Here is an 18,702-nt window from a genome sequence, read left to right as displayed (position 1 = left end):
ACAGTATTCTTACGCATCACCCATGAATTGCTCAGATTCCACATCTGCGGCGCCGGAATCCCTGCATCCATCGCTGTGGCTTGCCTCGCAACTGGCGCGAGCGGGCACGCGCTGCATCGATACCGGCCACCCGACCCTGTCGGCCCAGCTTCCGGGCGGCGGCTGGCCGACCGGCACGCTGGTCGACCTGCTGCTGCAGCAGCCCGGCATCGGCGAGATGCGGCTGCTGCGGCCCGCGCTGGCGCAGGTCGCCGCGCGCCGCATCGTGCTGCTGCAGCCGCCGCATCCGCCGCAGGCCCTGGCGCTGGCCGCGCTGGGCGTGGCGCCGGCACAGCTGATCTGGCTGCGCGCCGGCCGCGACGCCGACGCGCTGTGGGCGGCCGAGCAGGTGCTGCGCAGCGGCAGTTGCGGCGCGCTGCTGTTCTGGCCGGGGCACGCGCGCCAGGGCCATCTGCGCGGCGAGAGCCTGCGCCGCCTGCACCTGGCCGCGCAGGGCGGCGACACGCTGTTCTTCATGATGCGGCCGCTGGCCGTCGCCCAGGATGCGTCGCCGGCGCCGCTGCGCCTCGCCCTGCGTCCGCGGGCGGGTGGCATCGAGGTCGAGGTCGTCAAGCGCCGCGGGCCGCAGCGCGATGCGCCGCTGTTCCTGCCGCTCGACCTGCCGCTCCCCATCCATCCTTATTCCATCCAACGCCATGCGACTCTGGATCGGCCTGCACCTGCCCCGGTTGCCGCTCGAGGTCTTCGCACCGAGCTGGTCCACTGACCCCGGCCGGGTCGTGCTCGAGCACGAGCGCGTGCTGGCGGCGTCCGGCGTCGCGCACGCGGCCGGCATCAAGCCCGGCATGCGCCGTGGCGGCGTGCTGATGCTGTTGCCCGATGCGCAGGTGCACGAGCGCGCGCCGCCGCTGGAAGCCGATGCGCTGGGCGCGGTGGCGCTGGCGCTGCTGCAGTACACGCCGCTGGTGGCCGAGGCCGAGGAAGCCACCCTCCTGATGGACGTCGGCGCCAGCCTGCGCCTGTTCGGCGGCGTGCGCGCCCTGTGCCGGCGCGTGCGCGCCGACGTGCGCGCGCTCGGCTTTTCCGCCGCGCTGGCCTGCGCGCCCACCGCGCGCGGCGCCTGGCTGCTGGCGCGCGCCGGCGCCGGACGCGCGCTGGGCATGCCGTCGCTGCTGCGCCGGCTCGACGGCCTGCCGTTGACGCTGGCGCCGCCGGCGCGCCCGTTCGACGCCTGGTTCGACGGCATCGGCTGCGCCACGCTGGGGCAATTGCGCCGGCTGCCGCGCCCGGGGCTGCAGCGGCGCTGCGGGCGCGAACTGCTCGACCTCGTCGACGCCGCCTATGGCCTGGTCCCCGAGCTGCACGCATGGATCGTCCCGCCCGAGACCTTCCATGCGCGCCTGGAACTGTTCGACCGCATCGAGCACGCCGACCTGTTGCTGGAAGGCTGCAAGCGCCTGCTGCTGCAGCTGACGGGCTGGCTGTGCGCGCGCCAGCTCGCCGTCGAGCGCATCACGCTCCGGCTGGAGCACGAGCGCGGCCGGGTGGCGCGCCCGCCCACCAGCATCGAGGTGGCGCTGGCCGAACCCACCTGGCGCGACGAGCACCTGGTACGCCTGCTCAAGGAGCGCCTGGGCAAGTTGGTCCTGGAGGCGCCCGCGATCGGCCTGGCGCTCGACGTCCTGCAGACGCAGCCGATGGCGCCGCCGAACGCCTCGCTGTTCCCCGAGCCGGGCGGCACCGAGGACGACCGCATGCGCATGCTCGAACTGCTGGCGGCGCGCCTCGGCCCCGACAACGTGCTGCAGCCGCTGCCGAACGCCGACTACCGTCCCGAGCAGGCCAATGCCTGGGTGCCGCTGCAGGACACGTTGCGCGCGGCCGCGCGCCACGCCGGCATGCCGCCCGACATGGCGAGCCTGCCGCGCCCGACCTGGCTGCTGGCCAAGCCGATCGCGCTGCTGGTGCGCGACCACCGGCCGTTCTACGGCTCGCCGCTGCGCATGGCGTCGGCGCCCGAGCGCATCGAGGCCGGCTGGTGGAACGGTCCCGAAACGCGCGACTACTTCATCGCGGAAGGGCAGGACCATACGCTGTACTGGGTGTACCGGGAACGCCTGGGCGTGGAGGAAGGGGAGCCGCGCTGGTTCCTGCATGGGTTGTTCGGATGAGGCGGGCGGGCGCGTTGGCGTCCGCGTCCGGCCGCGAACGCCCGCCCGCGGGCTGCTACACTGGCGTTTTCCACTTCACCGATCCAGAGCAACCATGAAGCGCAGTTCAAGCGGCGGCCTCGTCTACTCCACCGACGGCGGACGCATGTGTCCCGATTGCCGCCAGCCCGTCGCCGGCTGCACGTGCAAGGCGAATGCCGGCGCGGCCGTCGTCGGCGATGGCGTCGTGCGCGTCTCGCGCCAGAGCAAGGGCCGGGGCGGCAAGACGGTCACGCTCGTCAAGGGCGTCGCGCTCGATCCCGTCGCGCTGGCCTTGCTGGGCAAGCAGCTGCGCACCGCATGCGGTTCCGGCGGCACCGTCAAGGATGGCGTGATCGAGATCCAGGGCGACCATTGCGAGCTGGTCATGCAGGTGCTCGACAAGCAGGGGCATCGGCCCAGGCGTGCCGGCGGCTGACGGCGGCTGACGGCGCCCGGCAATGGTGCGCAGGGTGGGCACGTTTGCGCTTCGTTCATGCTGGTGGGCACGGGGTGCCCACCCTACGCGAAATAATTTCCGGACAAGTGAGCGAAGGCCCGCGCGAACGCCTGGCCGGCGGCCTGCAGGCGCGGCGCCCCGACGTCGAAGCTGCACTGGCGCAGCGCCGGCGCGCCCGCTAGGCCGGCCTCGGCCAGCATGTGCTCGGCGCGCAGGGCGCCCAGCATTCCGTCGAGCATGACCACCTGCATGTCGAGCGCGGCGTTGTCCGTGTGGCCGGCGTCGAGCACGCTGGGCGCGAATGCCATCGACCCGGCGCCGAAGCGCACCGCCTCGCGCAGCGCGACGCGGGTGGCGCGGCGCAGCAGTTCGCCGTCCAGCGCGCCGGGGTCGCCCATGCCGATCACCAGCACCGCGCGCGGCGCCAGCCCCGGGGGCGGCGTCGTCACCAGCAGCGTTTCCAGCGGCTGCGCGCGGAACGCGCCCGCCGCCCGCAGGCGCCCGAGCTGGCCGCCGAGCGCCCGGTCCAGCGCCAGCAGCCCGCCGCGCATGCCGGCGTCGCCCAGCTCGCGTTCGAACATGCAGGCCACGCTCAGGTCGACGTCGGCCTGGGCCGGCCCCCAGGCGACGACGTCGAACGCGACGCCGCCGGCGCTGCCGATGGGCAGGCGGGCGGGAACGGAGGGATGGACGGTATCGGTCATGGCGGCGCTCCTGGTTTCCTTGGTCGCTGCATGCTAGCGTGCCTGGCGCCGCAGCGCATCGGCCGAAAGCAGGGCCAGCGCCCGTGCGGTAGCATAGCGGACATCGCATCCGCACCAGAACCACCATGCTCACCAAACGCATCGACTTCGAAGGCCCGCACGGCAAGATTTCCGCCAAGCTGGACGCGCCGGACGGCACGCCGCGCGCCTACGGCATCTTCGCCCACTGTTTTACCTGCAGCAAGGACGTGCTGGCCGCGACCCGCATCTCGCAGGGCCTGGCCGCCCTCGGCGTGGCCACGCTGCGCTTCGACTTCGCCGGCCTGGGGGCCAGCGCCGGCGATTTTGCCGACACCAATTTCTCGTCCAACGTGGACGACCTGGTCACGGCGGCCGACTTCCTGCGCGCCCGGTTCGCGGCGCCCAGGCTGCTGGTCGGCCACAGCCTGGGCGGCGCCGCGGTGCTGGCGGCCGCGCACCGCGTGCCCGAGGCGAAGGCGGTGGCGACGATCGCCGCGCCCAGCGATCCGCACTACGTCGTGAACAGCCTGCTGTCCGAGCACCTCGACACCATCGCCACGCAGGGCGAGGCGCGCGTGCGCCTGGCCGGCCGCAACTTCAACATCCGCCAGCACTTCGTCGACGACGCGACGCGGCACCGCATGCACGAGCGCATCGCCAGCCTGGGACGCGCGCTGCTGGTCATGCATGCGCCGCAGGACGACACGGTGAGCATGGACAACGCCACCCGCATCTTCGAACTGGCGCAGCATCCGAAGAGCTTCGTCTCGCTGGACGGCATCGACCACCTGGTCACGGGCCGCGAGGACGGCGCCTACGTCGCCGGCATCATCGCCGCCTGGAGCGCGCGCTACCTCGACGCCTGAGCCGCAGGCTGGACCGCGAGCCATGCCATGCGCTGCACGCTGATGTGCGGATGGCTCGCCAGCGGTTCCCGTTCGTCGAGGAAGACGAAGCCCTCGCGCCGGTAGAAGCCGGCCGCGCGGCCGTTTTCCGGTGCGACGTCCAGCACCACGCGCGCATGGCCGCGCGCGACGGCGCGCGCCTTGACGGCATCGACGAGGCGCCGCGCCGCGTCCGAGCCGCGCGCCGCCGGCGCCACCCACATCGCGATCAGGTGGTAGCGCCCCGCCTGGTCGACGCCGCCGCCGGCCAGCCCCACCGGTTCGGCGCCGTCGAAGGCGAGCCAGAATTCGGGCAGGCTCGATGACGCGGCGCGCTGCTTCCAGCGCGCGTCGCTATCGGCGGCCGCGCTTTGGTAGCTGACGCCGAACGCGGTCGGCGCATCCCGCAGGGCGGCCAGGCGGATGGTCTTGAGCGTCTGCCAGTCGTCTTCCTCGGTCGGGCGGATCAGCATGGAGGGTGGAGCCTTGTCGTCGATGGGACAGCCATGCTCGCACGGATGCGCGCCGGCGGCAAGATGCCCGGCCGTGCGACAATATCGCCCCTTCCAGGAGACAGCGCATGATGCAGAACTTCGAACGGCGGCGCGACCGCTTCGACCTTTTCGACCGCATGGACAGCCCCGCGGTCAACCTGTGCTTCACGATGGACCTGCCGGAATTCCGGCCCTGGTGTAAGGCGCAGGGACTGGCGCCCTTCCACGTGATGCTGTGCGCGGTGCTGCGCGCCGTACTGCAGGTCGAGAACTTCCGCTACCGCGTGTTCGAGGGAGAGGTGATCCGTATCGACGCCCTGGTGCCGTCCTTCACGGTGCTGAACGCGCACGGCGACCTGAATTTCGCCATGTTCGACTGGACCGACGACCTGCGCGAATTCGTCGCGCGCGGCCGGGCGGCGCGCGACGAGGCGGCCGCCATGGTGGAACTGAACCAGAAATACCGCACGCTGTCGCCGCGCCGGGCCAAGGAGCAGGTGTTCGTGACCTGCATGCCGTGGCTGGACTTCACCGCGATCCAGCACCCGACGGCGTCCCTGGCCACGCCCGACATCCCGTCGCTGGCCTGGGGACGCATGCGCGACGCGCCCGGCGGCCGCGTGCAGCTGCCGTTCTCGGTGCAGGCGCACCACGGCTTCGTCGACGGTTACCACATCCACCTGCTGGCGCTGCAGGTGGCGCGGGAGCTGGACGACATCATGCGCTGAGCAATACCGTCGCCCCGGCGCAGGCCGGGGGCCAAGTGTTCACGCGCCGTCGCGCTGCGTGCGAATTAGGCCCCGGCCTGCGCCGGGGCGACGTCCTGCTGCCGGCGGCCCGCGTTGGATCGCCGCTAGTCTCCCCCCCCGCCGCAACCGCCGCCGCAGCTGCAGCCGCAACTGCCGCCGCCGCCATCGCTGCAGCTTCCGCCGTCCGCCGCGGCGAACGAACCGCAACCGCTGGACGCGCCGCCGTCGCCGCCATCCGTCCTGTGCGCGCGGCGCTGGTGGCTTTCGAGCAGCGTGCGGTCGATCGCGCCGGCCAGGTACAGGGCCTGCAGCGTCAGTCCGGGATGGGGCGCCGGCCAGCCGGTGCGGTAGCCCTGGCGGTCGAGCCGCGCATAGGCGATCTCGCCGCCGTGCAGGCGGTAGCCGTGCCCCAGCGGCATGCGCAGCGCCGCGTCCAGCCGGAACAGCGCCGGCAGGTGTTGCCTGGAGCGGCGCGCGCCGTCGAGCGAGCGGCAGGCGGACAGCGTGTGCAGCAGCGCGCCGGACCCGAGACCCTCGCGCTCGATGTGCGGCACCGGCCGGCCGAAGTGGGCCTGGCAGAAGCGCGCCAGCCCGGCCGGATCGTGGCGCAGCCAGGCGTGCCAGACCGAGTCCGCGGCATCCGAGGGCAGGGCGCAGGCCCTGCCGCTACGGCGCACCGCGTCGAAGAAGTCCATCAGGCCCTCGGCCGCGCGGACGAAAAAAAAGGCATCCGTCGGGATGCCCTGGTATTCCTGCGGCGCGCTGCGGCGCCAGTACGCTTCCAGCCCCGGCGGCAGGGCCGCCAGCTGCCGCGCATGGCGCGACGTCCGCAGGCGCCGCGCCGCGCGCCATCGTTCGATCCATGCCGTGTTCATGTCGCCTCCCCGGTTGTTGTTGTCGGCGCTTCCAGCGTAACGGCGATATATGACGGTTCGATGACAGGCGTGGCGCGCACGCGTCGCGAGCGGGCGATCGCGCATGCCCGCCGCCCGCGCCGGCGCTTACTTGCGCGCCGCGTAGATGCCGTCCAGGCGATCCCTGGTGCCTGGGATGCGTTCCAGGCGCGGATAGCGCAGGCCGCCGCGGTAGTCGAGCGACACGGTGCGCAGCACGTTGCCCTTCTTGACCAGCAGGCGGATCGGCTTGCCGTCCTTGGCTTCCTTGATCGCGGTCTTGAGCACGTCGGCCTTGTAGACGCGGTCGTTGACGGCCACGATGGTCGAGTTGGCGGCCAGGCCGGCGCGGAACGCCACGCCGTCCCAGATCACGTTGCGGATCGCGCCTTCGCTCGTGACCGTGAAGCCGAGCGAGTAGCTCAGGTCGGTGTACTTGCCGCGCTCGTCGGCGCCCTTGACCAGGTCCGTCGGCGTGTCGGTGTAGACCAGCTTCCAGCCGGCGCGCGCCAGGCCGTCGAGCGGGGCACCCGGGCCGTGGCCATCCAGCCTGGAACGCAGGAAGCCGGCCCAGTCGTAGGGCTGGACCTTGTTCAGCGTGGCGACCACGTCGTCGAAGCTGTAGAAGGCGGGAAGGAAGCTGCCGTCGTCGATGCCGTAGAAGGCGCGCGCGAAATCGTCCAGCGAGCGCTTGTCGCCGGACAGTTCGCGGATGCGCGTGTCGACGTCCAGCCAGATCAGCTGGCCTTCCGAATAATAGTCCTCGCTGCGCTGCCAGTTGGCCCAGCCGAGCGGGCGGCGCGCGTTCAGGATCGGGTCGTTGACGGTGTCCTGCACGGCGCGCCAGGCGCGGCCGGCGACGCTGTCGTAGCGCGCCGCGGTGGCGGCCAGCGCGTCGCGCGCGCCGGCGGCCGAGACCAGGCCCGAACGCGCGGCCAGCACATTGCCCCAGTACTGGGTCTGGCCCTCGTAGACCCACAGCTGCGCGTTCTGCAACGGGGTGTTGAAGTTGGGGACGTCCTGGCCGTCCGGACGGCGGAACTTGCCGTTCCACGAGTGGGTGTACTCGTGCGGCAGCAGGTCGCGGCCCGCTTCGCTCTTGGCCCAGTCGGTGAAGTAGCCCGGCTTGACGCCGTTCTCGCTGGACTGGTGGTGCTCGCGGCCGATGCCGCCGAATTCGTCGGACAGCGCGAACAGGAAGTCGTAGTGGTTGTAGTGGTGCGAGCCAAACAGTTTATACGCTTGTTGCACCAGCTTGCGGTGCGCCTCGATCTGCTCGGGTTTCGCTTCCAGGCTTTCCGGCTTGTCGGCGAAGACGTTCAGGCGCACCGGCACCTTGGCGCCCGGATCGAGGTCGAAGGTCTTCGCGTAGCGGCCGGCGAACAGCGGCGAGTCGATCAGCGTTTCCAGGTCGTGCGGCTTGAAGTGCACCTCGTCGCCCTGGCGGTCCTGCGTCTCCAGCGCGCTGGCGAACTGCCAGCCGGCGGGCAGCTTCAGGTTCGGCTGCACGGTGATGCGGCGCGCCACGTAGCCGGCCGGGTACAGCGTCACCGACGGCCATTGCACGCCGAGGATGTCGTCGGTCATCGTGATGCGGCCCTGGGACGTGTCCAGCGGCGACAGGTACTGGTACTCGGCCTCGAGCGTCGTCGCGCCTTCCGGCACGGTCACGTGGAAGGCGAACACCTGCACCGGGTCGCGCGTCCATTCGACCGGCTTGCCGCCCGCCGTGAACTTCAGCCCGGCCAGCTGGGTGATCGGACCGTTCGGACCGTGGTTGGCCGGCAGCCATTGCGGATACAGCAGGGTCAACGGACCCGGCTTGACCGGGATCGACATGCGCATCTGGAAGATCTGCTGCGACAGGTTGGTCGCATCGACGTTCAGGACGATGGTGCCGGGATAGGGCTGGTCGACGGGCGCGGGCACGGCGGCGTGGGCCGGGAAGGCCAGCGCGAGGGCCAGGGCGACGGTGGAAGCGGAACGCGTGGCGAGCGTCCTGATGCGCTGCGAAGTACGTACGGACATGACGAAAACCTGTGGTGGGGGGAACAAACGATCGAGTGTAGCACGCAGGATTGTCGGAAAAGTCATCGGATTTCCTGCCTGCAGGATTGCAAATAATATTTGCATATTCTGATTAAAATCCGTATTTCGTATGCCTTGAAAACGCCCGGGCGGGACATTAGATTGGTCCCAACGGATGCTCAACATGAGGTCCGGAAACTTATCGCTTGATTTCTTTAAAGGATATTTGCCATGCGTACTTTTGACCTGTCCCCCCTGTACCGTTCCGCCATCGGCTTCGACCGCCTGGTCAACATGCTCGAACAGCGCGCCGAATCGGCCCCGAGCTACCCGCCGTACAACATCGAGCTGGTCTCGGAAGACAAATACCGCATCGTGATGGCGCTGGCGGGCTTTACCCGCGACGAGATCGAGATCGTCTCCGAGCGCGACACCCTGCACGTCGCCGGCCGCAAGAAAAAGGACGAGCAGCAGCGTACCTTCCTGCACCGCGGCATCGCCTCGCGCGATTTCGAACAGCGCTTCCAGCTGGCCAACCACGTGAAGGTCGTCAGCGCCGGCTTCGACAACGGCATGCTGACCATTGAACTGGCGCGCGAAGTGCCGGAAGCCTACAAGCCGCGCAAGATCGCGATCGCCGATGCCAACGGCAATACCGACAACGTGCAGGTGCTGGAGCAACCGAACCAGCAGGCCGCCGCTTGATCGCTTGACGATCGCGGCACGGTAGGACAAGAGAGGCGCTGCGGCGCCTCTTTTCACGTCCGGCGCCGTTGCAGGCGGCGCGGCGGCATCGTGGTGCGCACGGGGTGCGCACCCTACGGCATGGAATACCGGGGCGCGGCGGCATCGTGGTGCGCACGGGTGCGCACCCCACGGCATGGAATACTGGGGCGCGTCGTTCGTAGGGTGCGCACCCCGTGCGCACCGGGCGTCCGCCCGATCGCGTCGCCGGCATCGCGGTTAAGGTTGCCTTAATTGTCGACCCCGTCCGGACCCCGGAAAATTAAGGATGATCTAAGACTGCTGGGCCAATATACTCCCTACCAAAACGGTCTTTTTCGAACCAGTTTTTCGAACCAACTTTCCAATCTGGGAGCACGTCCATGCAAACCGAAGGTGCCGTCACCGCCATCACCGCAAAACGTCTCACGCTGGCCCTGTGCGCCGCCGGCGTCATCGGCGGAGCGGTTGGCGCGATCGCAGTCAATCACAATAACGCCACCGCCCAGGCCGCCGCCGCGGCTGCCGCGCCCGCCGTCCAGGCCGCGGCCCCGGTCGCCGCCAAGCCGGCGCAGGTGGCGGGCAATCCGTCCGCCGCGGCCTTGCCCGACTTCACCCAGATCGTCTCGCACAACGGCCCGGCCGTCGTCAACATCCAGGTCATCGGCTCGACCAAGGTGTCGCAGCGCCAGATGCCGCAGTTCGACGAGGACGATCCGTTCTACGAATTCTTCCGACGCTTCCAGCCGCAGCAACCGCGCGGCGGCGGCCGGGAACTCGTCCGCGGCGCCGGATCGGGCTTCATCGTCAGCCCGGACGGCGTCATCCTCACCAACGCGCACGTGGTGCGCGATGCCGACCAGGTCACGGTCAAGCTGCAGGACCGCCGCGAATACAAGGCGAAAGTCCTGGGCTCGGACCCGAAGACCGACGTCGCCGTGCTGAAGATCGACGCCAGGAACCTGCCGGTGGTCCCGCTCGGGAACACGCGCAACCTGCAGGTCGGCGAATGGGTGCTGGCGATCGGTTCGCCCTACGGCCTGGAGTCGACCGTGACGGCCGGCGTGGTCAGCGCCAAGGGCCGCACGCTGCCGAACGACGCCGTGCCGTTCATCCAGACCGACGTCGCCGTCAACCCCGGCAACTCGGGCGGTCCGCTGTTCAATACGCGCGGCGAGGTGGTCGGCATCAACTCGCAGATCTACAGCCAGACCGGCGGCTACCAGGGCCTGTCGTTCGCGATCCCGATCGACGTGGCGGTGCGCATCAAGGACCAGATCGTCGCCACCGGCAAGGTGCAGCACGCCAAGCTGGGCGTGTCCGTGCAGGACATCAACCAGGGCTTCGCCGATTCGTTCAAGCTCGATTCGCCGGACGGCGCGCTGGTGTCGAGCGTCGAGCGCGGCAGCGCGGCCGACAAGGCCGGCCTGAAGTCGGGCGACGTGATCCGCAAGATCAACGGCCAGCCCGTCATCGCCGGCGGCGACCTGACCGCGATCGTCTCGATCGCCAGGCCGGGCGAGAAGGTGGCGCTGGACGTCTGGCGCGAGGGCAAGACCGTGCAGCTGAACGCCACGCTGGGCAATGCCAGCGACAAGCCGGCCCCGTCCGACAACGAGGGCCTGGCCAGCCTGGATGGCGGCGCCAAGCTGGGCCTGGCCCTGCGTCCGCTCGAACCGGTCGAGCGGCGCCAGTCCGGCCTGCCGTCCGGCCTCGTGATCGAGGATGCCGGCGGCGCGGCCCTGGCGGCCGGGGTGCAGCCGGGCGACGTGCTGCTGTCGGTGAACGGCAAGCCGGTGAGCTCGGTGGCCCAGGTGCGCGAGGTGGTCGGCAAGTCCAGCAAGTCGGTCGCCTTGCTGATCCAGCGCGGGGATGACAAAATCTTCATTCCCGTGCGGATCGGTTAAGGAAGCGGAGTGACGTCTTCCATCCGCATGGTTTCAAAGAATCGGGGGATTTGATGCGGCTGCTGCTGGTGGAAGACGATACGATGATCGGCGAAGTGGTGCTCGACCTGCTCAGGGCCGAGCACTACGCCGTCGACTGGGTCAAGGACGGCGAGATGGCCGACACGGCCCTGGTGCAGAACCAGAACTACGACCTGGTGGTGCTGGACCTGGGCCTGCCGCGCCGCGACGGCCTGGAAGTGCTGCGCGCCATGCGCGCCCGCAAGGACCGCACGCCGGTGCTGGTGGCCACCGCGCGCGACGCCGTGTCGCAGCGCATCGCCGGGCTGGACGCCGGCGCCGACGACTACGTCCTGAAACCCTACGACCTCGACGAGCTGCTGGCGCGCATCCGCGCGCTGCTGCGCCGCGCCGCCGGCAGGGCCGAGCCCATCTTCGAATACAAGAACATCTCCATCAATCCCGCCACGCGCGAAGTGCTGGTCGACGGCCAGCCGATGGTGCTGTCGGCGCGCGAATGGGCCGTGCTGGAAGCGCTGGTGGCGCGTCCCGGCGCCGTGCTGTCGCGCGCCCAGCTCGAGGAAAAGCTGTACAGCTGGCGCGACGAGGTCAGCAGCAATGCGGTCGAGGTCTACATCCATGGCCTGCGCAAGAAGCTCGGCAGCGACCTCATCCAGAACGTGCGCGGCGTCGGCTACATGGTGCCCAAGGCATGAAGCGCATGCAGCGCATGAAGCGCATCGCCGTGACGCACTCGCTGCGCGGCAGGCTGCTGTGGTTCCTGCTGGCGGCGATCACCATCGCCGCGGTGGCGCAGGCGTCGATCGCCTACCGCACCGCGTTGCAGGACGCCGACCAGATCTTCGACTACCACATGCAGCAGATGGCGCTGTCGCTGCGCTCGCGCGTGCCGCTCGCCAACAGCGAGGAGGCGACCAACGTCGACACGCCGGTCGCCGGCAACGACGACCTGGTGGTGCAGGTGTGGTCGCCGGACGGCGTGCAGGTGTTCAAGAGCGTGTCGCACGCGCGCCTGCCACAGCGCGCGGTGCTGGGTTTTTCCAACGTGCGCGCCAACGGCACCACCTACCGCATCTTCTCGATCCAGAGCAACAACCAGACGGTGCAGGTGGCCCAGGACCTGGCCGTGCGGCGCAGCATGGCCAGCAACCTCGCGCTGCGCACGCTGGGGCCGATCGCGGTCATGATGCCGATCCTGATGCTGGTCGTGTGGTGGGTCGTCAGCGGCTCGCTGGAACCGGTGGCGCGGGTGCGCAAGCAGGTGGCGTCGCGCCAGGCCGACGACCTGTCGCCGGTGTCCGAAGCCGGCCTGCCGGACGAGGTGCGCCCGCTGGTGCAGGAACTGAACCTGCTGTTCGGCCGCGTGCGCACGGCCTTCGACGCCCAGCAGCATTTCGTCGGCGACGCCGCCCACGAGCTGCGCACGCCGCTGGCCGCGCTCAAGCTCCAGGTGCAGAGCCTGGAGCGCGCCAGCGACAATCCGGAAGCGCGCAGAATCGCCATCGGCCGCCTGACGGCCGGCATCGAGCGCGCCACGCGCCTGGTCGAGCAGTTGCTGGTGCTGGCGCGCCAGGAAGCCAGCGCCGCGGGCGGCGCGCCGCGCCAGCCGGTGGACCTGGCCGGCGTGGCCAAGCGCGCGGTGGCCGACCTGGCCGGGCTGGCCCAGGCCAGGAGCATCGACCTGGGCCTGCAGCGCGCCGACAGCGCGGACGTGGAGGGCCAGCCGGATGCGCTGATGATCCTGGCGCGCAACCTGGTCGACAACGCCATCAAGTACACGCCCAACGGCGGCACGGTCGACGTGTCGGTGGTGGCCGATGCGCATGCAGTGCGTTTGACCGTGGAGGACAGCGGACCGGGCATCCCGCCCGAGGAACGCGAGCGCGTGTTCCACCGCTTCTACCGCGTGCCGGGCAGCGATGCGGCGGGCAGCGGGCTCGGGCTGGCCATTATCAAGTCGATCGCGGAGCGGCACGGGGCCACGTTGGCGTTGGGCGAATCGCGGTTGGGCGGGCTGGAGGTGACGGTGACGTTTCCCGCGTGATCGTCGGCGCGTGAATGGTGGGCACCCCGTGCCCACCATCGCCGTTCACGCCGCCGCGGCCGGTTCTATCGCCGCTACCGCACGCACCCGCACGCGCGGCTGCAGCACCATCAAGGACAGCAGCGCCGGCACCCCGAGCAGCAGGCAAGCCAGGCACCACGCGACGCGCGCCCGCGCCGTCATCCGCGCCGCCCGCGTCCACCACATGGCCGCCAATCCCGCCACGAATGCCGCCGCGATCGCCGCCGCCCACACGCCGGCCGGACGCTCGCGCAGCAGCGGGGCGAAGCGGCTTGCGCCCTCGTCGGGAATCGTGCCCGTATCGACCAGCAGCGCCGGCAGGCTGGTCAAGGCGTGCAGCGCCGGGGACGCCCACCAGTCCTTGTGCTCGAACAGCACGGGCAGGTCGTGCGCCAGTTCGCGCCGGCCCACCTCGCTGACCCGTCCGGCGCCGTCGACCAGGTAGACCACCTGGGGCATGGCGGCCACGCCGTCGAGCATGCGCATGCCGAACACGAGGGACACCAGCGTGCCGTCCGCGACCTGGGCGGCGTCCGCGCGCGCCAGCTCGCCGAAGGGACGCGGCAGCGCGATCTGCGCCGGCGCCGCCGTCGATGCCGCCGCAGCGGCGGGCAGCACGAGCACGCGGCGGTTGGTCAGCACCAGCATGCGCCCGCCCAGTTCCGCGATGCCGCCGCCCAGCTGCTCGCGCCCGTCGATGTGCAGCACGTGGCGCAGGCGGCCCGTGGCTTCCTGGTCGTACAGGTCGTGCGCGGTCATCAGGTAGCCGCCGCCGCGGTTGCTGCGCGCCGGCACGGGCTGCGTATCGAAGGGCCCGGGCAGGCCGCGTCCGCCGGTGCCGAGCCAGCCGAGGGCGGCGTGCGTGCGCAGGTGGTGGCCAGCGTACATCATGCGGTCGTGGCTGAAGGTCCATTTGTCGGTGCCGTCCACAAAAGTGGGCGCGGCCCGGTTGGTCATGACGCCGCGCACCGCGAACCGGTCGACCGTGGGGCCGAGGCCGGCCGTGGCGCGTCCGTCGAGGGCCGTGCGCCAGGCGCCGGCGCGCGGGTCCGTGCTGGCCGCGAGTCCGGCGCGGAAGACTTCCGGACGGTCGGCGCGCTGCATCTCCACCAGGCCGCCGCGCGGCGCCGTGTCTCCCATCGTCGGATGCGCACCATTCAGCATCAGGGCGCCCTGGAACAGCATCGAGCCCGCCCAGACCAGGACGAGATACAAGCCGATCTGCAGTGCCAGCGCGCCGGCGGCCGTGCCGGGGGCGTCGCCGTCCGTGCAGCGGTTCGGACGGAACACGGTGTAGAGCAGGAACAGCAGCATCGCGTTGCCGGCCAGTGCGAGCGCGAGCATCGTGCTCCAGGTGGCGAGGTGCATCGTCAACAGCAGCGGCACCGCGAGCACGAGGAAGGCCCAGCGGCTGCGGTGCAGCACGATGTAGCCGCCGGCGAGCCAGGCCGACAGCGTCGACAGCGCGAGCCAGGCGGCGCCGGCGTAGTGGCGCGTGTCGACCACGCGGCCCGTGACATGGTCCAGCGCGGCCAGCGTGGCGAACAGCGGCAGCGCCATCGCCAGGACGATCAGGGTGGCGGCGGCCAGCACGATGGCGCCGAGGATATGCGCGCGGTGCAGCGGCCGGTGCTGCAGCCAGATCCAGCGGCCGGGCTGGCGGTAGCTGGCGAACTGGTAGACCGCGAAGCCCAGGCCGGACAGCGCGTACAGCAGCAGCACGACGAGATGAAAGCCGATCTGCGCGCTCGGCAGGTCGACCAGCTGGTTCAGCAGCAGCAGCGCCAGCAGGCTGGCGGCGGCGTAGATGGCGGCGCCGTGACGGAAGCGCCGCAGTTCGGAGAGATACAAGTCGAGCATGGTGATCCTTATGCGGCGCGCGCCAGGCGCTCGCCGGCGTGGCCACGGGAGAGGAAGGCGTTGACCGCGCGGTCCAGGCCGAGCGGCATCGATTGCACGGTGCGCGCGCCCAGCAGCTTCAGGCGCGCTTCGATACCGTCGTCCTGGTCGAACACGACGATGTGCGTCAGCCCTTCGATGTGCTGCAGCTGCAGCACGCCGGGCAGGCCGCGCACCTCGGCGGGCATCTTGAACGGGAATTCCGCCACCCACAGGCGGATCCGCCCGCAGAAGTCGTCCGGGCCGTTCATGGTGCGCAGGCGCCCGTGCTCCAGGATGACCAGGTTGTCGGCCACGCGCTCGATCTCGTCCATCTGGTGCGAGCAGTAGACGATGGTCGCGTCGTCGTCGACGGTCGCCTGCAGCATGGCTTCGAGGAAGGCGCGCTTGGCGACGACGTCCAGGCCCAGCGTGGGCTCGTCCAGGATCAGCAGTTCCGGACCTTGCGCCAGCGCCAGCGCCAGGTTCAGGCCGGCGCGCTCGCCGCGCGAGAGCTGGCCGACCCGCTGCCCGGGCAGCACGTTGAAGTGGCACAGCACCTCGTCGTAGCGGGCGCCGTTCCAGCGCGGGTACAGGCGCCGCTGCATGCCTTCCAGCTCGCGCACCCGCATCCAGGCGGGCAGCGTGTGTTCCTCGTTGACGAAGCCGATCCGGCTGCGCAGCGCGGGCGTCAGGCGCGCGCAGTCGTGGCCCAGCACGCGCGCGCTGCCGCTGCTGGCCGGCTCGAAGCCGAGCAGCACGCGAAACAGCGAGGACTTGCCGGCGCCGTTGGCGCCGACGAAGGCGTGGATGCCGCCGCGCGGCAGGCGCAGGTTCAGGCGGTCGAGGGCCGGCTTGCGCTTGTAGTAGAGGCACAGGTCCTCGGTCTCGATGACGTAGTCGCTCATGCGCTTTTCCTTCCGGTGGCGTAGTGCGCGAGTTCGCCGGCCACGCGCTCGACGACGGTCTCGGCCGGGTAGTCGAGGCCGATGACGTCGCTGACGAAGCGGTCGACCGCCTCGTCCAGGCGCCGCCCGCGCTCGGCGTCGGACAGGCGCTGGCGCTGCTCGGCCACGAACAGGCCCAGGCCGGTGCGCGCGTGCACCCAGCCTTCCGCCGTCAGCTCGGCATAGGCCTTGGCGACCGTGTTCGGGTTGATCGACAGCTGCTGGGCGAGGCCGCGCACGCTGGGCAGGGCGGCGCCGGCGGCCAGGTCGCCGCTGGCGATCAGGCGCTTGATGCCGTCGCCGATCTGGCGGACGATGGGGCGTGGATCGCCTGTGACGATCTGCAGCATGAGGGGGGAGCGTCGGGTCATCGGATACCTTGGTGATTTAACTGTACTAGTATTGTTGGTACAGTAGCATCGTCGGCGTGGCGTGGTCAAGCCGGCAATGCGGGGTTGTTGTCGGGGCGCTCGGGATCGGTACGTGGGTGTTGCTTGGTTGCTTGGTTGCTTTGAAAGCAACGGGGTCATACACTGGCTGATGATGGCCGCCTGGTATCGGCCAGGTGCGGACACCAGCCCAAGAACATGGAAAGCTTCTAGTGAAGATAAGAATCATCCTCGTCGGCTTACTCGTCATTGCGTTTCAGGCTCAAGCCGGCACGGTCGATTGTAAAGACGTCGGCGATCAACTGAACGGCCTGGCCAGTGCGGATCAGAAAATCCGACAAGAATGGGAATCGCTCAATCAGAATTTGAAATTCTGGACTGCCGATCACGATGCCCTACAGAAGCGCTGGCGCGACATCGATGCTGAAAATCTGAAGCAGGTCAAAGACATCATCGGAGCATGCGGTTGGCCCAAGACGAAAGAAGCCAGTCACAGCGCTTGGCTGTTGGCCCAACACGCTGACAGCGATCTCAAGTTCCAGCGTCTTGCGAGAGGGATGTTGGAAACATCTGTCAAGGCCGGTATCGCAGCACCCCGTGATCTTGCCTACCTTGCCGACCGTATCGCAACCAACGAACACCGGCCGCAAGAGTATGGAACACAGTTCTCGCAGCCAGATCGCTGCCATTTGGTGCTTAGCGAAGTCGATGACCTGGCGTTGGTCAAGCAACGTCGGCTAGCGATTGGACTGCAAAGTCTTGAAGACTACGAGGCGGAGGGACGCCGACGTCTCATTCCGGCCGACTGCGCAACGGGTGAGCGTCACAACCAATGACGGCTTCGGCTCGAAAGCCGCCCCGCAAGACACGTACACTCGACCGCAATCAACCATGGACAACGTGCTCCAGCTTGCGCCAACACAGCCTCGTCCCTGCCTTCCGACGCATGTGACGAGCGGGAAGCACGATGAACGCACGGGAATCCAACGAGGCCTTCGCCCGTTCACCGGTCGCGCCGTCCGCCACACGCCACTCCCTCCACGTCGGAAGACTTCGTTGGCAAGCGTGTCGATATCGCCCCCCGTCATCCGTCGCTGGATTGCAGCACCGATGGCCCATCCCACCCCAACCAAGGAATCGCGATGAAACAGCAGATCATCCTCAATTTGCCAGTGAAGGACCTGGACAAGTCCAGGGCCTTCTTTGCCGCGCTCGGCTTCACGTTCGACGACCGGGTCAGCGGCGAGCACGCGGCGTGCATGCGCATCGCCGGCGACACCATCCAGGCCATGCTGACGACCGAGGCGTTCTTCGCCTCGCTGATCGACAAGCCCGTCGCGCAGGCGAGGGACGCCAATGAAGTCGTCATCTGCCTGCGCTGCGACAGCCGCGAGGAAGTCGATGCCCTGGTGGCCCGGGCCGTCGCCGCCGGCGGCCGCACGCCGCATCCGCCGGAAGACCATGGCGTCATGTACGACCAGGGCTTCGAGGACCTCGACGGCCACCTGTGGAACCTGGTCTGGGCGGCGCCCGAGGCGTGAATTACTGGGCCGGTTGCCCGTTCGACGCCCGCAGCCCCGCATCCACCGGCAGGTTGACGCCGGTGATGAGGCGCGCATCGTCGCTGGCCAGGAACGCCATCGCCGCCGCGACGCCGTCCGGATCCTCCGGCGCGCCCAGCGGCATGCGTTCCTGGAACTTGGCGACGAGTTCGGGATCGCTCACCATGTCCTCGGTCATGCCGGTCTTCGTGAAGCTGGGATTGACCGCGTTGACCCGCACGCCATCCTTGGCCGCATCCATCGCCATCGCGCGCACCATATTGCTGACGGCGCCCTTCGACGTGTTGTAGGCGAACATCTCCCAGTCGCCGCCCAGGCCCGAGACGGACGAGGTCATGACGATCGACCCGCGCGTCTTCACGAGTTCGGGCATCGCCGCCTTCGCCATGTGGAAGTAGCCGGTCACGTTCACGGCCATGACGCGTTCGAAGTCGGCTTCGCTCGTCTTCATGATGTCGCCCTCGCTGGCCACGCCGGCGTTGTTGACCAGGATGTGCAGCCCGCCGAAGCGGTCGACGGCCGCCTTCACCGCGGCGGCGGCGGTCGCCTGGTCGGCGGTGTCGCCGACGTGCGCCAGCACGCGGTCCTGCGGCAGCGCGGCGGCGGCTTTCTTGAGGCTGGCATCGTCGATGTCGAGCATCACGACACGGGCGCCTTCGTCGAGGAAGCGGCGGGCGGCCGCCAGGCCGATGCCGGAGGCGGCGCCGGTGACGAGGACGGTTTTTTCTGCAAAACGGTTCATGCTTTCTCCTTGGATGTCGGCGAGGGTGGACACTGCGCCGGAGTGA

At 69.6% G+C, this 18,702-nt stretch carries 19 protein-coding genes; 11 read left to right on the top strand and 8 right to left on the bottom strand.

Annotation, left to right across the window (positions count from 1 at the left end):
- The first annotated feature begins 22 nt into the window (after positions 1-22).
- The 3 genes from imuA (at position 23) to QZ749_RS15295 (ending at position 2,628) form a co-directional block, all read left to right on the top strand.
- Complete coding sequence (imuA, locus tag QZ749_RS15305; RefSeq protein ID WP_296948604.1) at positions 23-766, top strand: translesion DNA synthesis-associated protein ImuA; 744 nt, start codon at positions 23-25, stop codon at positions 764-766.
- Positions 696-2,171 carry a DNA polymerase Y family protein gene (locus tag QZ749_RS15300; RefSeq protein WP_296948602.1) on the top strand — a complete coding sequence of 492 codons (1,476 nt, stop codon included), beginning with the start codon at positions 696-698 and terminating at the stop codon, positions 2,169-2,171. The genes imuA and QZ749_RS15300 overlap by 71 nt, the downstream gene beginning before the upstream one ends.
- A gap of 94 nt (positions 2,172-2,265) precedes the next feature.
- Positions 2,266-2,628: a translation initiation factor Sui1 gene (locus QZ749_RS15295; RefSeq protein WP_296948600.1), complete on the top strand. Its 363-nt coding sequence runs from the start codon at positions 2,266-2,268 to the stop codon at positions 2,626-2,628.
- 83 nt (positions 2,629-2,711) lie between these two features.
- Here QZ749_RS15295 and QZ749_RS15290 read toward each other — a convergent pair whose 3' ends face one another.
- Positions 2,712-3,353: a M17 family peptidase N-terminal domain-containing protein gene (locus QZ749_RS15290; protein ID WP_296948598.1), complete on the bottom strand. Its 642-nt coding sequence runs from the start codon at positions 3,351-3,353 to the stop codon at positions 2,712-2,714.
- Between the two features lie 125 nt (positions 3,354-3,478).
- Between QZ749_RS15290 and QZ749_RS15285 the strand changes: the two genes are divergently transcribed.
- Positions 3,479-4,240, top strand: coding sequence for a S9 family peptidase (locus QZ749_RS15285; protein WP_296948594.1), 762 nt, complete (start codon positions 3,479-3,481; stop codon positions 4,238-4,240).
- Here QZ749_RS15285 and QZ749_RS15280 read toward each other — a convergent pair.
- Complete coding sequence (locus QZ749_RS15280; RefSeq protein WP_296948591.1) at positions 4,225-4,731, bottom strand: N-acetyltransferase; 507 nt, start codon at positions 4,729-4,731, stop codon at positions 4,225-4,227. The genes QZ749_RS15285 and QZ749_RS15280 overlap by 16 nt on opposite strands.
- Before the next feature lie 107 nt (positions 4,732-4,838).
- Between QZ749_RS15280 and QZ749_RS15275 the strand changes: the two genes are divergently transcribed.
- Positions 4,839-5,480 (top strand): CatA-like O-acetyltransferase, encoded by a 642-nt coding sequence (locus QZ749_RS15275; protein ID WP_296948588.1) that lies wholly within the window; start codon positions 4,839-4,841, stop codon positions 5,478-5,480.
- Positions 5,481-5,605: 125 nt separating this feature from the next.
- Here QZ749_RS15275 and QZ749_RS15270 read toward each other — a convergent pair whose 3' ends face one another.
- Together QZ749_RS15270 and QZ749_RS15265 are read right to left on the bottom strand one after the other, a co-directional pair.
- Positions 5,606-6,376 (bottom strand): hypothetical protein, encoded by a 771-nt coding sequence (locus tag QZ749_RS15270; RefSeq protein ID WP_296948585.1) that lies wholly within the window; start codon positions 6,374-6,376, stop codon positions 5,606-5,608.
- A 126-nt stretch (positions 6,377-6,502) separates the two neighbouring features.
- The gene (locus QZ749_RS15265) at positions 6,503-8,422 is read right to left on the bottom strand and encodes a M61 family metallopeptidase (RefSeq protein ID WP_296948582.1); all 1,920 of its coding nucleotides are present in this window, start codon (positions 8,420-8,422) and stop codon (positions 6,503-6,505) included.
- A 231-nt stretch (positions 8,423-8,653) separates the two neighbouring features.
- Here QZ749_RS15265 and QZ749_RS15260 point away from each other — a divergent pair, with 231 nt between their 5' ends.
- The 4 genes from QZ749_RS15260 (at position 8,654) to QZ749_RS15245 (ending at position 13,117) form a co-directional block, all read left to right on the top strand.
- Complete coding sequence (locus QZ749_RS15260) at positions 8,654-9,127, top strand: Hsp20 family protein (RefSeq protein ID WP_296948579.1); 474 nt, start codon at positions 8,654-8,656, stop codon at positions 9,125-9,127.
- 401 nt (positions 9,128-9,528) lie between these two features.
- Positions 9,529-11,052 (top strand): DegQ family serine endoprotease, encoded by a 1,524-nt coding sequence (locus QZ749_RS15255; RefSeq protein ID WP_296948577.1) that lies wholly within the window; start codon positions 9,529-9,531, stop codon positions 11,050-11,052.
- A gap of 53 nt (positions 11,053-11,105) precedes the next feature.
- Entirely contained in the window at positions 11,106-11,768 is a 663-nt protein-coding gene (locus QZ749_RS15250) for a response regulator (RefSeq protein WP_296948574.1), read from the top strand.
- Positions 11,765-13,117: an ATP-binding protein gene (locus QZ749_RS15245; protein ID WP_296948572.1), complete on the top strand. Its 1,353-nt coding sequence runs from the start codon at positions 11,765-11,767 to the stop codon at positions 13,115-13,117. The genes QZ749_RS15250 and QZ749_RS15245 overlap by 4 nt, the downstream gene beginning before the upstream one ends.
- Positions 13,118-13,162: 45 nt before the next feature.
- On the opposite strand, the gene QZ749_RS15240 is transcribed toward QZ749_RS15245, so the two are convergent.
- Genes QZ749_RS15240 through QZ749_RS15230 form a run of 3 tightly spaced genes read right to left on the bottom strand, consistent with a single transcriptional unit; the run spans position 13,163 to position 16,334 of the window.
- Positions 13,163-14,998 carry a hypothetical protein gene (locus QZ749_RS15240; RefSeq protein ID WP_296948569.1) on the bottom strand — a complete coding sequence of 612 codons (1,836 nt, stop codon included), beginning with the start codon at positions 14,996-14,998 and terminating at the stop codon, positions 13,163-13,165.
- Between the two features lie 8 nt (positions 14,999-15,006).
- Positions 15,007-15,924, bottom strand: a complete 918-nt coding sequence (locus tag QZ749_RS15235; RefSeq protein ID WP_296948566.1) for an ABC transporter ATP-binding protein — start codon at positions 15,922-15,924, stop codon at positions 15,007-15,009.
- A complete protein-coding gene (locus QZ749_RS15230) occupies positions 15,921-16,334 on the bottom strand; it encodes a GntR family transcriptional regulator (RefSeq protein ID WP_296948564.1) in 414 nt (137 codons plus the stop codon). The genes QZ749_RS15235 and QZ749_RS15230 overlap by 4 nt, the downstream gene beginning before the upstream one ends.
- Before the next feature lie 230 nt (positions 16,335-16,564).
- Here QZ749_RS15230 and QZ749_RS15225 point away from each other — a divergent pair, with 230 nt between their 5' ends.
- Positions 16,565-17,188, top strand: coding sequence for a DUF6624 domain-containing protein (locus QZ749_RS15225; RefSeq protein WP_296948559.1), 624 nt, complete (start codon positions 16,565-16,567; stop codon positions 17,186-17,188).
- 306 nt (positions 17,189-17,494) lie between these two features.
- Positions 17,495-17,893: a VOC family protein gene (locus QZ749_RS15220; protein ID WP_296948556.1), complete on the top strand. Its 399-nt coding sequence runs from the start codon at positions 17,495-17,497 to the stop codon at positions 17,891-17,893.
- 1 nt (position 17,894) lies between these two features.
- Here the strand turns inward: QZ749_RS15220 and QZ749_RS15215 are convergent, their stop codons facing one another.
- Positions 17,895-18,656, bottom strand: coding sequence for an SDR family NAD(P)-dependent oxidoreductase (locus QZ749_RS15215; protein ID WP_296948553.1), 762 nt, complete (start codon positions 18,654-18,656; stop codon positions 17,895-17,897).
- Positions 18,657-18,702 lie beyond the last annotated feature (46 nt).

Origin of the sequence: uncultured Massilia sp. (genome assembly GCF_913773735.1) — a bacterium.
Classification (GTDB): domain Bacteria; phylum Pseudomonadota; class Gammaproteobacteria; order Burkholderiales; family Burkholderiaceae_D; genus Telluria.
Note: the sequence above shows the minus strand (reverse complement) of the source record. Positions and strands in the feature narration are given on the sequence as shown.